The sequence below is a fragment of the Leptolyngbya sp. PL-A3 genome (assembly GCF_039962325.1).
GTDB lineage: Bacteria > Cyanobacteriota > Cyanobacteriia > Elainellales > Elainellaceae > Vacuolonema.
Genome location: NZ_JAMPLB010000109.1, coordinates 1 through 13,357, shown reverse-complemented (window position 1 = coordinate 13,357; position 13,357 = coordinate 1). Strand labels below are relative to the sequence as shown.

Below are 13,357 nucleotides of genomic sequence, written 5' to 3'. Positions count from 1 at the left end.
CAAGATTGGATTGGATGCAAAGTTATTCAGAATAACTTTGCATCCAATCCAATCTTGCACTATAAGAAATATGTATACCCCTATATTGATATGGATCTTTTATATATTAAAATGTATATGGATAAGCGATCGCACTCTTATTTGTACCTCTTGTATATGCGATCGCTCCTTTATTTCACGTCTTCGGCTACACCTAAAACGTATGTATAGCGAGGGTTTGAGAATTAGGGCGATCGCACCCTTCTGCAACCACACTCCCTGCCACCCGTTCTCGGCTGCACCTCGAATACAGATGTAGCAAAGATTTCAGGGACATAATAAATGTATATGGATAAGCGATCGCACTCCTATTTGTACCCTTTGTATATGCAATCGCCCCTTCATCTTGCGTCTTCGGCTGCGCCTCAAACGTGTATATAGCAAGGGTTCAGGGATTAAGGCGATCGCACTCCTTCCTTTCCACGATCGTACCCCTGTTTCCCGTTCTTGGCTATGCCTCAAACGTATATGTAGCAAGGGCTTGAGAATTAGGCGATCGCATCCCTTAAAACCCTTTAGCACCCCTCAAAATAGCGATCCCCGTTTATAACCTACGGCTAAAACCTATATAGACCAATAGTTATAGCGTTTTGAGAGCGATCGCCCTTGCATCCATATCAATATCTAGAGCTGAATTGTATTCATATCCATATATTTAATATCCATATCATTTCTTTTGAATTGTCGATATGTATTACTATTTTGGATATGAATTACTCATGGATTGAGTGTTTTGGATTGGATGGCGATCGCACTCTATAAGAAATTTGTATGTATCGTTTTGGGGTGATCGCTTGCCAGGGAACAGGAATAGTTATCAATGAGAAATGTCTAGAGTGATGTAGTAACAATACATAAAGCTACTAACAGCGATCGCCTACTCGCACGTTGTAGCACTGAATTGAATGTGAATTAAGCTGTCTTGTCTATTGACTGCGTGTATGGATAAAGCTAAAGTGTATATGTATGCAAATCCACCTAAACCCTTCTGTCTCACCTAAGACAAGCTCAACGATTTTGCGCCATCCTAGCTTCTTCCTCTGGCGTTGGCGATCGCCATAACCCGATCGCTATAACTCCCACAAAATCTATATTCTTACCTTGGCTCTGCTCGTCTCACTCAACCCCCTACACAACACCGTTATGGGTACTCGTTCCTGGCTCAACAAACAAATCCAATCCGAAATCATTCCAGCGATCGCCTACCTCAACAACACGCCCCAAGGTCGTAGGAAAGCGCAAACTCTCACCCAAGAGCTGCGCGACGGTTGGGCTAAGCGTGGCTTCACCCAACCTGCTCAGCAGAAACCCCTCTTTGATGAACTTCGGCGGGTTATTCGAGCCAAGTTTGGTGATGACCATTTCTCCCTCGACTACTTCAAACTCAGCCGGGATGAACACTTCGCTATTAACCAACAAAACCAATCCAACGCCCGTGACCGACAAATCCACCAGCAGTATCTTGATAACCCTGATGAAATCGTCGCTACTGCCGTCAGACTCCTCGATTCCCCTGAATGGGCTGACATCACCGCTGGCTTAGCGGTGCTGACGGGTAGACGGCTCAATGAAGTGTTGAAGACGGCTCAGTTCAACGTCGTCTCCCAGTGGGTTGTACGCTTCTCTGGCGCACTCAAACGCCAGGGTGAAGAAGTGCCCCTGGTCTTCGACATCCCTACCCTTACCACCGCTAAACGGGTCATTCAAGCCACCGAAAGGCTACGTCAGATTACTCCCCCTGGAGCCAACGAGAGCAAAGTCGCTCTCGCCAGCGATCATCACTTCCATCAACTCGTCCCTGCTCCTCACGGCAAAACCAACCTCTACGCTCACCTCTGGCGATCCGTCTACTGCTGCATCGCTACCTTCTGGTACTGCCCTAAGCACGTCGATGATCTCCTGTTCAAAGCTCATATCCTGGGTCACTTTGAGACGCTAACCCAGGACGAACAAAAGATATTGGCTCACGGTCAGCAACTCAACCAGGGCAAACTCCGGCAACGCCTTGAAAACTTCGCTTCTGACCGTCATTACCGCCTCTACGAAATTGACGATAAGGTGATCGCTCAATACAACGGTCAGCGCAAAGGCATCAAGTTGGGCTATGGCAGCATTCAACCCATCGAGGCATTCACTCACGGTCTACCCGAACACCAACCCGAACCCATAAAACGCAAAACTCCCTCTTCCCTTCGCGTCTGGAAAGAAGACCACAACGCGATCTCATCTATCCTCTCTAACTTCCCCGGCAACACCCAACCCGACAAGGTTTCTAGCTGGATCAACTGGTCCCTTGAGCAGATCCTCAAAGGCAAGCTCTCTACTCCTACTTCCCAACACCAGGCCCATGACCAGGCCGACACCCACCAGGCCCACGACGAGGCCCACACTATCACTCCCCAAACTGATTCCTACAATCCCCATCCGGGTAGCTCTCTGGAATTTCCACCAGCGCCCGATACCTCAACCATCGAGCAATCCCACCATCAGGCCGCCGATGATGCCCCACCCCCACTTCTACCAGAGCCGGAAGAATCCCTAACACCTGCTCCAACTCCGACGGCGGCGGCCGCTAACCCTCTAGAGTCCAAACTCGATCAACTCCTCGATGTCATGACTCTCTTCGTTCAAGGCCAGATGCAGCAGCAGCCCGGGACACAAAAACGCGCGATCAATCCTAATCCCTCTACTCCTCAGCCTCTAACCCCATCAGAGTCAGAATCAGATACCTCTGAAAAAACTCGCAGATACAAAACCGGAGAAGCTGACGGCATTATCAACCGTGCCATCGATGCCATCATTGCTCACAATAATGCTCCGGGTAGGCTCCACGACGATAAGTGGGCCATCTCCATCAATGGCCTCAAAAACTACTCCCTCAACCAACGCGCCATCGAACGGATCACTCAGGAACGCAAAGACGAAATTCAACAGCATCATGCTCTGCATCAGTTGGGAGCAAGGCATAACGACCGGCACAAACGCAAATTCAAAATTAATCAGGTCATTACCCTTTGAGATGGGAGACGGGGCGATCGCCTTCACGCAGTTAATTTGTTAATTCAACCCTCAAAACACAACGCACATAATCTGTTATTACACCAATCGCCTGTCTCAAAGCTGTCTCATTGCTCAAATGCTTTACTCCTACTGGCTTTCATCTCCTTATTCCTCAACGAAGTTAATTTGTTAACGACGTAGGTAATGTGTTAATCGACACCACTCCGCTTCGCTCTCGCACATCGATTCTTACTGCCATCTCAGGCTCCTTTTGTTACACCTGCAATGGCATTATCCTCCTCTAATTCCCCTCTAATCCCCTCTACTTAACAATCCCAGCCCCTTCTATTCAACCTCGTTGCGCATCTCGTGGGAATAATGGCTCAGGTAATTCGTTAAGCGACACCGCCCAACAAAGGTAGCAATCTAGTGCAAAACTAGAGACAGTCGTTACATCAATCAAGATGCCCATTGAAACCTGGTTTCCACTAGCGATTTATTATGAGGATTTGCCATATGCTTCGGAACATCGACAGCCTTTGATTGAAGCAGTCCTGGATTTAGAGCAGGAAGGAATCGAACCTCAGAATTATACTCAGATGGCGTGGACGGGAGATATTCACGGTGTCAATCAAATTCATGCTCATCCAGCTTTTAACTGGATTGTGGAACAGGTTGAGCGGCACACAACGACGTATCTTGAAAACATCGGTGTAGATATCAGCAACGTCGATTTATACATTCAAAGAGCATGGCCCATTGTCTCTCGCACCGGGCAGGAAGTTGGGGCGCATTGCCACAACACGGCTCACGTCAGCGCGGTTTACTATATTCAAGTGCCCACGGATGAGGGGAGCGACCCAGGGAGTCTACTTTTTTTCAATGATGCACGGGTGAATGAGGTGTGCCCAGGATTGGGCAGTGAAAACACAGATATCGTCGATGCAGAGAACGATCTCAATCAGCTTTATGTGGTTTACCCGCCTGTCGAAGGGCGGTTGCTAATCTTTCCAGCAAAACAACGCCATGCCGTTAGCATGAACGAAACCCAGGAGTTACGTCTGTCTCTGTCGTTCGATATTGTATTGACAGCCACAGGAGAAGTCGCAGGGGTTTACGAGTTCCTAACCCCACCGCCCAATCAGTGGAAAAAATTTAAGAGCGATCACTAAACCGAAATGTCGCGTCTCTCACTTTTTGGGTTCATGAACCCAAAAAGTGAGAGACGCGACAAGCGCTAGAAGCGGCAAGGCAAGGGTTACGAGCGATGGCACTGCTGTGGAACTTCCATCCCTATGGGCGCAAAGTTCAGGCGATGGAACCGCACTCGATGTCTCCCTTTGAAGACCTCAATGGCTTTCACTATCACGATAACTGGTTACGCAACTTCCTGAGTGCTTCTTCCCTCAATGGCCGTGGAACGGCGAAACCTAACAAACACAAACTTGATTAGAACCAGCAAACACTCGACTTCCTACATCACACCGCTCTCATAACCCCTTCTTAAGGGTTTCAAAGTATAGCCAATAAGGCCAATGCCGATCAGTCCAATTGAGCTAAGTAAATATAAGATTGCAAGTCCGGTTCCTGGTTCACTGCCCATAATGGGAGTGAACCAGTGTGATAGAGAGGTATTAGATTGCAGGAGAGGCTCAACGATCTGATCCGCCAGAGGTCCAGCTATTAAAGTTGCGATCGCACTCACAACCTGAACGATGAGAGCGTTTGCAGAGAATACACGCCCTTGTATCTCAGGACTAATCGTTTCCATCCAGAGTGCAGTTTCGGAGCTACCCAGCAAAGGGAAATGCAGGGAAGAGCAAAATTGGGCGGGAATCCAAATAGCCAGTGAGCTCCCTAATCCAAATATAGTTTTGCTTAGTCCTGCACCAATAAACCCTACCAAGAGGCCGTGAATTCGGCGCTTTGGCCCACCCCAAGCACTTAGTAAAACCGCCCCAGTCACGCCACCGATCCCGGCGGCTGAGGCTACGCTTCCCAAGACTTTGGCACTTCCCTGGCTACGTACCAAAATCATTGGATCATACAGGGCGCTACCAAAATCGTGAACAAACCAGAATAGAGCGGTAATGAGAAGGAGGGCTTTCAGGCTGGGGTTTTGCCAGATGTAGCGAAAGCCAAAGGTTAGGGTTTGGAGAATTGGGGTCGAATCGTTTTGGGGTTGTGGTTGCGGAATGGTGGTCGTCAGGAGGAGGGCGATTGCCACTCCAAAGGTGATCAGATCAACCAGCAAGATTCCAGATAGATCTACGATCGGATAAAGAGTTCCAGCCAGGGCAGGGGCCAGAATAGAAGAGCCATAATGGACCGCAGAATCCATGCTGTTAGCACGGGTATAGTGCTGAGGGGGCACCATCAACGTGATTGAGGTGGAATAAGCCAGCCGTTGAATTTGTCCAAAACCACCATTGATGGCAGCACTCAGGTATAGATGCCAGATCTGTAGATGCTCTGTGAGGTAGAGCAGAGCAATGGCGAGACTGGAGAGGGCCGCGATCGCATCCCCCAACATCATCAAATGTTTGCGATTAATGCGATCAACCAAGAATCCTGAAAAGAAGGTCATCGGAATTCGAGGCAGTTGCGCAAAGAAACCGACCAGCGCAAGCGCAGTCGCAGAATGGGTCAGTTCCCATGTCCATATCAGGAGGGCAAACTCGGTCATGTAGCTGCCCAGGGTGGAAACCAGCTGACCGAACCAAATTAGGGTAAACGTTCGCACGGAAATGTAAGACTAAGTCCGTTTCTAGGGGGCAGAGGAAGAAGGCACAAGATAGTTGGATAGGTCATCCAATACTTGCTCGGCGGCCAGAATGTCGGCTCCGCGCCAGGTTGAATAATCGACCGGGTAAACCTGATTACGCTGGACGGCTTTTAATTGTGACCACAAAGGTTGTTGCTGAAGTTTCTGCAAGGCGCGATCGTCATCATTACTAAAGGTCGTCACAAACAACAGGTCGCCATCAGCATCGGCTAACCGTTCTTCGGAAAGCTTGACCATGCCACCTTCAGCCGTTTTGTCCTGGGCTGGAGGCCGCCGAAATCCTACATCTTCGAGGATGGTTCCGATAAACGAGTTTTTCAGATCCAGATCCACCTGGTTGCAGCAGAGGTGAACAAAGGAGACTTCCAGGGTTGCGGGGCGATCGCCCAAACTAGCTTTCAGTTCAGCTACCCGCTGGTTATACCGCGCCATGATCTGTTCTGCCTCAGCCGTCTTGTTTAGAACTGCGGCCACATCAAATAAGTGCTGCTTCCAGGACGGGGTGCCTTCCCATGCCAGTATCACCGTTGGGGCAATTTGCGATAGCTGAGGGTAAATAGCCTCGTTGATCGTTCCCAGGATGAGATCAGGCTGAAGTTGCAGAATTTTTTCCAGGCTGGGCTGATTCTGATCGCCCACAAAGGCGACATCACCCAACCGTTCCTCTAAGTAAGGGGGAATAGTTATACCCGATTCTGCAGGATAGGAGGCAACCCCAATTGGCTGCACCTCAAGGGCCAGCACATTAGCCAAAGTAGGAGTCCATAGCACCACAATCCTTTGGGGGTTGAGCGGCACGCAGGTTTCGCCCAGGGTATGCTGCACAGTGCGGCAATTCGCGTCAGTGGTGCGATCGCTGGCTCCGGGAGACGAGGCTGGGCTGCCACAAGCGACAGCCAGCACGAGAGTTAGGAGAAAGAGTAGAACTCGCTTCAGGATCAATGGCTGGTTCCACGGCTGCATCATTGAGGACAGGGCCATAACCTAAAACTCCCAGGCGATTGTTCCTCGCACCGTAAACGGTGCACCCGGATAGACCCGCAAATCGCTATCTGCGGTTTCGTAGTAGTCAATATCGAACAGGTTTTCAAAGTTTAAGCCAAGGCGAAGGCGATCGCGCCGGTAGAAGATTGCAGCATCCGTCCGCAAATAGTCGGGTAGCTCAAAGGTATTGCCCAGATCCCCTTCCCGCTCACCCACATAAAATAGCCCTAGACCAAAGCCCAATCCCTGCAAACCTCCACTCTGAATTTCATAGGTTGTCCATAGACTGGCACTGTTTCGGGGCACGTTATTGAGTTGATTACCTTCCTCAATCAGATTATCTTCCGTCACCCGTGCGTCTGTCAGGGCATAGCCTGCAACAATATTCCACCCAGGTAAGATTTGGCCTGCAACATTCAATTCAATCCCCTGGCTTTGTTGTTCTCCTGTTTGAATCGAGAAATTTGGATCCCTGGGATCGCTGGTTAAAACATTGGTGCGGGTGATATCAAACAAGGCCAGAGTTGCTGAAAATTGATCCGTAATATCGAATTTGGCTCCAATTTCATACTGCGTTGCTCGCTCGGGTTCAAATAACTGGTTATCAAATCCTCGTCCAACGACAGGGTTAAAGGAGCGGCTAAAACTGGCATACAGGGAGAGGGGTTCAATCGGTTGATAAACCAGGCCAATGCGTGGGCTGAAGGCTTCATCGGATTGGCTTGTTTCCGTATCGGCCAGAAAATCTTCCTGGGTTTGTTCAACAAAGTCCAAGCGGCCCCCCAACACGAGTTTGAGATTGTCCAGCAACGTGATTTGATCCTGAATAAACAGACCCGCGAATTCGGTGACCGTTGAATTATCAATGCGGAACGTGGTTGCCCCAGCTTCTCCGCCATAGTCGGGATCAAACAGATCGAGGGAGGGAAAATCGAAAATGGAAAACTCATTTTCGTAGAGGTCTTCCCGATACAGATCAAATCCCACTAGAATCTGATGACCGATTGTTCCCGTCTCGAAATTTCCGGTGACTTCCGTTGTCAGGCTGAAACTATCGGTGCTGCTGCTGCCTGTGGTGGCTCCGCGATTCAGGGTGCGATCGTCCGGTTCTAGACCTGCCGGGAAGTAACTATCCTGCTCGTACGAGAAGAAACTGGCACGGAACGCATTGCGAACCGCCCAGTCTTCACTGAAGCGATGCTGGAGATCATAGCCCAGTCTCCAGATGCGGTTGTTGATGAAGTCTCGATCGGGTTCAGAAATATTGCGATCTAGCGGAATTTCACCGTTGGCATTATCCAGTACCGTTCCCCGTGCCGGTAGCCCTCGATAGTTGGGTTGGCGATCGCTCTGATACTCGGTCTCCAGGGTCAACGTTGTGTCAGATCCAATAGCCCATTGGACAACAGGGGCAATAAACCACCGTTCTGTCTCCACAAAATCGACAAAACTTTCACCGCTCTCGTAGGACGCGTTGAGACGATAGAGGAGAGCGCGATCGTCTGTCAATGGCCCCGTCAAATCAAAGGCAGGACGGAAAAACTCGTAGCTACCGAGGGTCAGTTCCACCTCATAGGCAGCGTCAGGTTGCGGCTGCTCGGTGATAATGTTCAGAACACCCCCTGGACTGCCCGAGCCAAACAGAACTGACGCTGGCCCCCGGAGGATCTCCAACCGTTCAACATTGCTCAGATTGGCCGAGGTTTGTCCGCTGGTGGCGTCGCGCAGGCCATTGCGAAGAATATCGGAGTTGTTCAACCCAAATCCCCGAATGGTAAAGCCATCGGCAAAAGAGACAGATGAGGTATTGGGTGTCACCCCCGCTACGGTTCGTACCCCCTCTTCTAACTGATTCACCTGGCGGTCTTCCAAAACTTGCTGTGGCACAACTTGCACCGAAGCAGGCACATCTCGCAGGGGTGTATTGGTGCGAGTTGCTGTGCTTTCTGAAGGGTTGTAGCCGTCCTCCTCACCCGTCACAACAATCTGGATCGCATCGGCTTCTACAGTAGTGCCAGCTCCCCCCGGCGTTACCCCCAACAATAGCCCCTGGATATCAGAGCGGACTTCGACGACGGGCGGTGCATCGGTTCCCGTTATGGCCACCCGGACGCGATCGCCCGGTAGCCCAGTCACGCTGATTAGAGCAATGCCATCAATGGGGTTTTCCTGTTGAAACTCATTGCCACTTGGAAGTGCTAGAACAGCATTCGGAAGATCTGCAACCAGAGCGTTCCCAATCGTTCGGGTTGCTGGGATTAATTGCTCCCCCTCAGTCGTTTCCAGAACTACCTGCAAGCTCGTTCCACTAGCCTCTACTCGCACCCCTGTCACGGTGGTAGGGGTAGCTTCTAGTTGGGCCACCCATTCCTCCACAGTCGTTGCTGGAGAAGGGCTATCAAGCTGGTTGTTAGGGTTTGCTTGAACCGGTTGAATAGATAGAACCGTTGCGATCGCCGCGATCGATAGCCTACTGGCCTGACACCACCACACTTTCATTGAACTCACACCAGAAGTTGCAAATAATTCTCAATAGGGAAGTATAGTACGGAGTTCTGTGTACCCTGTCAGTTCCAAAACGGATCTTTTTCATCCCTGGCGGGATCGTAAATTACTAAACACCTTTTATGGAGCGAGGATTAACCCCAAACTGCTTGCGGAAGGCCGCGGCAAAGTGCCCCTGACTGGAGTAACCCACTGTTGCTGCAACTTGCGTCACGGACATATCACAGGATTCCAATAACTGGCGGGCGCGTTCGAGCCGATGCAATCTCACATAACCAAAGACGGTTGTTCCAAATATCGATCGAAAACCAACCTTCAGCTTGTAATCATTCAACCCGACCTGCCGTGCCAGTTCTAGTAGAGATGGGGGATTATTTAGATCTCTAAGGAGGATATGCTTGGCCTCGTGTAAGCGCTCAATATCACTGGGGCGTAAACGCTTTGAAGAAGATTGAGAAGACGTTTGGCTACTCCACTGTTCCAGTTGCAAAGCCACTAACTCGAGTGCTTTACCTTCTAAATAGAGGCGTTTCATAGCGCCTTGATAAGGGCAGTTGAGAATTTGCTGCAAAACCGTTTGCATTCTGCAATCCATAACACCCATAGGTTGATGAAAGCGCAGAGCTTGTTCAGATTCAATTAACTGTTGTAATGGCAATGGCAAAAAATTGAGATCAGGCCCCAAAGACCGTAGAAAATCAAGGCTGAAATGCAGTCTTAAAACTTGAATACGTTGATTTGCAGAAAACAACTCTACCTCGTGGATGTCAGGAAGAAAGAACAGGTAGTTATGGCCTACTCTCTCCTCATATTCACTACTAACACCTTTTACGCCAGGTGTTAGCACCTGATGATGCCCCGACAAGTAGAATTTTCCCGTTAAATAGGGCGTGTCATCGTGATAGGTATGCAGGCCCAAAGGGTTGTGATAAGTGTCATCATTAAATTCCAAAATAAGGCCAGAGCGCAACCTAACCCGCCAGAAATAATCATGACTGTAATGGTTCTGGCATGATCCGATTTCATCAAAACCATCTGTTTTATAGTGGATTGTTCCTCTGATCTTTAAATCTTCTTGCCATTGCTTCCAGTAATCATCGGCATTAATGAAATCCATGTTTTTTTCATATCCCTACAATAAAGAAAGATTGTACCGGACTTCACACCTCACTTCCCAGTTAGCATTTAGTCTCAGATCAGTCATGTACATATCTAGTTCTGCAACCCATCTCATATGATGAAAGGCTGTTGGCGACGATTAATACCGTCCCAAAAACGAGTTACTTACTACCAGTGTGACCGGAGTCAAAGACTCTTTTACGTGGGGACAGTGGGACAGATTCTACTGGAAGAGACGGTTCTCCATTGACTTGGGAAGATTAACTTTAATCCTCAAACACTCGACTTTCTACATCGCACCCCTTCAATCACCCCTACAAGCAGAAGATGGCAGGAGCCTAAGGACAGGAAACGGCGATCGCTAAATGTTGTCCATTCGGCAAGGTTACAATTCCCACATCATTGGTTGCAGCTGTCACTCCGTCAACAGTACTCGATGTCCCCGTTTTGTGTGCGACCACTGTCCCATCAGGTAACAGTCCTTTAATACGTCGTGGACCTGTCGGTGTCTCGGTCATCAACCGTAGCAGCAACGCCTGGCTAGCATCTGGAAGCCCCTGCCCTTCATGCAAAGCACGCAATAATGTGACGGCTGCATCAGGTGTGGCATAGTTACGATACTGCACGGCTTTATCTTGAGCAATTTCTTTTTCCGTATTGGCTACAACAAGGTTCTCTACACCAAGGTCACGCAAATACTGAGTGACAACGTCCGGTCCGTCGACTAGCTCCAACAATACATCACAAGCTGTTCCATCACTTTCAAGTACCGTGTATTCCAGCACTTCAGCCAGGCTCAGTTTCACCCCTTGTGGATACTCATCTGGAATCGGACTGTGCTGAGGGGCTAAGAGGATGTTTAAGATCTATGCAGATAGTGAGCCAGGGTTGATTCCAATACTGCTGGTTGTATTTGGTATCGGATGGTATCTCATCACGCGAGCCTGAATGCGGTCGCATCACAAGTAAGCTCGACCTCCAGCCACAGCATTGCCTAACAATATGCCCTGAGCCGGACGAGGCCACAGAAAGAGGCGGGAGCGATCGCTCCGAATTTCACGAATTTCAGATAGAGATAACATTGTGATTCATACGATGTGCGCGGAGTTGGGGGTGGGAGAGAAGCCGACCGGGCTGATACAGCCGCAGCATCCTTTTGGGCTGCCCCTGAACTGGTGAAAGACTACGCACGGCAGCCTTTGGAGGCGCTTTACCAGCAGTATGGCAACGGGTGGCGCAGCGGCTTTGAACGTTTTGCACGGGAGGAACAGCACGCGATCGCACAGTGCCCGATCCGTCCCGTTCCTATCATGCTGAGCATCTTCTGTTTATTGAAACAGGAGGGTGAGGATGACAGCGACACAATTGGCATTGGAGTTGTGGGATCAGTTGCAACAGGCACAGCAGATGCCGGAGGCGGTTGACGTGGCGCAACTGTTGGATGAGGTGGAAGCAGCAGCGGCACAACTGCCTGAAACCCAAAGGTCGCAGTTTGCTGGAGATGCTTTGCTTCAGATTGCTGAGCTATGTGCTATGCGAGCTGAGGTGCTGATGATCCAGTGGGAAGAGTTAGTCCGTGATCCAATCGTTGAGCAAAGCTTTTTTGCCGATGTGGTGCGACAGTCAATGGCAGTGGATTTGAGCGATTTAATGAAGCCAGCCCGATCGCGCCAGAAAGAGCAAAGCCGATTGCTAAACCGAAAGAATCGATTGCGGCTCCCATTGACAAAGCAGCAGTGCTGGCAATGGTTGACCGCTAGAAGCAGAAGACGAAGTAGCGCAGAAACAGTCTGTTTTGATCGCCCATTCAGAAGATCTGGCTGGACAGCAGCGATTTTAGAGTGGCTACAGACCACCCTACTTTCGGTTTCGATCGCCGAGCTCAGTGATAGCTTAGAGATGCGGTGGATAGAGGTATGGTTGGGCGTGTTGTTCGGCGGTTTTCGAGAACTTACACCAGCAAACTTTGGATCGCAATAATTTCAAAATTGGCAACGAGATTTTGGGGTCGCTTGGAACCTTCCCCCCGCTGCCACTGAAATGTAGTCATTGGAAAACCTTCAGAAATCCACCCAGAAGCTTAATTTTCTGAATTTTGGCAAGCGATATACTTTGGGGAACGGATGACAGTCCTTCATCGGGGAAGTATTCAATGATTACCCTGCCTGGAATTACTATCCACAGCAAAATCTATGAGAGCTTAGCTTCTTTGGTATATCGGGGCATCAGAGAGCAAGATAACTGTGCCGTGATTGCCAAAGTTCTCAAGCAGGATTATCCCTCTCCTCAGGAATTAACTCGCTATCGGCAGGAGTATGAAGTTACTCGTTTTCTCAACATTGAAGGCGTAGTCAAGGCATATAGCCAACAAGACTATCATCGTACGCTAGTTATTCTTTTAGAAGACTTTGGTGGAGAGTCTTTAGAATGCTGGATGCGGCAGCAATTAGATTTCTCTCCCATGCCGCTGTCGGTTTTTTTGAATATGGCGATCGCCATCACGGATACTCTGGGCAAAATCCATGCGGCTCATGTCATCCATAAAGATATTAATCCTGGCAACATTGTCTTTAATCCAAACACTGGCGTTGTCAAAATCATCGATTTTGGCATTGCTACTCGCTTTAGTCGTACCAATCCCACCTTCAAAAGTCTCCATCTTCTAGAAGGAACCCCCGCCTATTTGTCGCCAGAGCAAACCGGACGAATGAACCGGATGCTCGACTATCGCACCGACTTTTATTCACTGGGTGCAACCTTCTACGAACTGTTGACGGGACAACTGCCGTTTCCCACCCGTGATCTCCTGGAACTAGTGGGTCATCTGGCGTGAGTATTGCCATTTCAGGTGGAGCATTTCAGGCCACCAAGGACTGGGTTACAGCCCCAGACCCTCCTAATCGATGCTTAGGTCGTTTAGATCGC

At 49.5% G+C, this 13,357-nt stretch carries 10 protein-coding genes and 2 pseudogenes; 6 read left to right on the top strand and 6 right to left on the bottom strand.

The annotated features are described in order from the left end of the window. Positions 1-1,182 precede the first annotated feature (1,182 nt). The 3 genes from NDI52_RS33205 (at position 1,183) to NDI52_RS33195 (ending at position 4,492) form a co-directional block, all read left to right on the top strand. Positions 1,183-3,057: a protelomerase family protein gene (locus NDI52_RS33205; protein WP_190769905.1), complete on the top strand. Its 1,875-nt coding sequence runs from the start codon at positions 1,183-1,185 to the stop codon at positions 3,055-3,057. A gap of 446 nt (positions 3,058-3,503) precedes the next feature. Next, positions 3,504-4,211 carry a TIGR02466 family protein gene (locus NDI52_RS33200; RefSeq protein ID WP_190769904.1) on the top strand — a complete coding sequence of 236 codons (708 nt, stop codon included), beginning with the start codon at positions 3,504-3,506 and terminating at the stop codon, positions 4,209-4,211. Between the two features lie 95 nt (positions 4,212-4,306). Then, complete coding sequence (locus NDI52_RS33195) at positions 4,307-4,492, top strand: hypothetical protein (RefSeq protein WP_190769903.1); 186 nt, start codon at positions 4,307-4,309, stop codon at positions 4,490-4,492. Positions 4,493-4,513: 21 nt separating this feature from the next. On the opposite strand, the gene NDI52_RS33190 is transcribed toward NDI52_RS33195, so the two are convergent. The 6 genes and pseudogenes from NDI52_RS33190 to NDI52_RS33165 form a co-directional block, all read right to left on the bottom strand. Continuing rightward, positions 4,514-5,782 carry an MFS transporter gene (locus NDI52_RS33190; protein WP_190769902.1) on the bottom strand — a complete coding sequence of 423 codons (1,269 nt, stop codon included), beginning with the start codon at positions 5,780-5,782 and terminating at the stop codon, positions 4,514-4,516. Between the two features lie 24 nt (positions 5,783-5,806). Beyond that, positions 5,807-6,805, bottom strand: a complete 999-nt coding sequence (locus NDI52_RS33185) for an iron-siderophore ABC transporter substrate-binding protein (protein ID WP_190769901.1) — start codon at positions 6,803-6,805, stop codon at positions 5,807-5,809. Between the two features lie 3 nt (positions 6,806-6,808). Continuing rightward, on the bottom strand, positions 6,809-9,307 hold the full coding sequence (locus tag NDI52_RS33180) for a TonB-dependent siderophore receptor (protein WP_190769900.1): 2,499 nt from the start codon (positions 9,305-9,307) through the stop codon (positions 6,809-6,811). 115 nt (positions 9,308-9,422) lie between these two features. Beyond that, positions 9,423-10,430: an AraC family transcriptional regulator gene (locus NDI52_RS33175; protein ID WP_190769899.1), complete on the bottom strand. Its 1,008-nt coding sequence runs from the start codon at positions 10,428-10,430 to the stop codon at positions 9,423-9,425. 352 nt (positions 10,431-10,782) lie between these two features. After that, a pseudogene (locus NDI52_RS33170) lies at positions 10,783-11,274 on the bottom strand (serine hydrolase); the annotation flags it as partial. Between the two features lie 117 nt (positions 11,275-11,391). Further along, complete coding sequence (locus tag NDI52_RS33165; protein ID WP_277874347.1) at positions 11,392-11,514, bottom strand: hypothetical protein; 123 nt, start codon at positions 11,512-11,514, stop codon at positions 11,392-11,394. A gap of 15 nt (positions 11,515-11,529) precedes the next feature. On the opposite strand from NDI52_RS33165, the gene NDI52_RS33160 reads away from it, so the two are divergent. From NDI52_RS33160 to NDI52_RS33150, 3 genes and pseudogenes are all read left to right on the top strand, one after another. Next, the gene (locus NDI52_RS33160; RefSeq protein WP_190769898.1) at positions 11,530-11,856 is read left to right on the top strand and encodes a hypothetical protein; all 327 of its coding nucleotides are present in this window, start codon (positions 11,530-11,532) and stop codon (positions 11,854-11,856) included. Beyond that, positions 11,783-12,412: a hypothetical protein gene (locus NDI52_RS33155; protein ID WP_190769897.1), complete on the top strand. Its 630-nt coding sequence runs from the start codon at positions 11,783-11,785 to the stop codon at positions 12,410-12,412. Before NDI52_RS33160 ends, NDI52_RS33155 begins: the two co-directional genes overlap by 74 nt. 172 nt (positions 12,413-12,584) lie before the next feature. Beyond that, positions 12,585-13,262: pseudogene (locus tag NDI52_RS33150) on the top strand (serine/threonine-protein kinase); the annotation flags it as partial. Between the last annotated feature and the right edge of the window lie 95 nt (positions 13,263-13,357).

Bases quoted from the DNA above. Each gene is read 5' to 3' on its own strand.
- NDI52_RS33205 (WP_190769905.1), top strand. From the start codon at position 1,183: ATGGGTACTCGTTCCTGGCTCAACAAACAAATCCAATCCGAAATCATT.
- NDI52_RS33200 (WP_190769904.1), top strand. From the start codon at position 3,504: ATGCCCATTGAAACCTGGTTTCCACTAGCGATTTATTATGAGGATTTG.
- NDI52_RS33195 (WP_190769903.1), top strand. From the start codon at position 4,307: ATGGCACTGCTGTGGAACTTCCATCCCTATGGGCGCAAAGTTCAGGCG.
- NDI52_RS33185 (WP_190769901.1), bottom strand. From the start codon at position 6,805: ATGGCCCTGTCCTCAATGATGCAGCCGTGGAACCAGCCATTGATCCTG.
- NDI52_RS33180 (WP_190769900.1), bottom strand. From the start codon at position 9,307: ATGAAAGTGTGGTGGTGTCAGGCCAGTAGGCTATCGATCGCGGCGATC.
- NDI52_RS33175 (WP_190769899.1), bottom strand. From the start codon at position 10,430: ATGGATTTCATTAATGCCGATGATTACTGGAAGCAATGGCAAGAAGAT.
- NDI52_RS33165 (WP_277874347.1), bottom strand. From the start codon at position 11,514: ATGTTATCTCTATCTGAAATTCGTGAAATTCGGAGCGATCGCTCCCGC.
- NDI52_RS33155 (WP_190769897.1), top strand. From the start codon at position 11,783: ATGACAGCGACACAATTGGCATTGGAGTTGTGGGATCAGTTGCAACAG.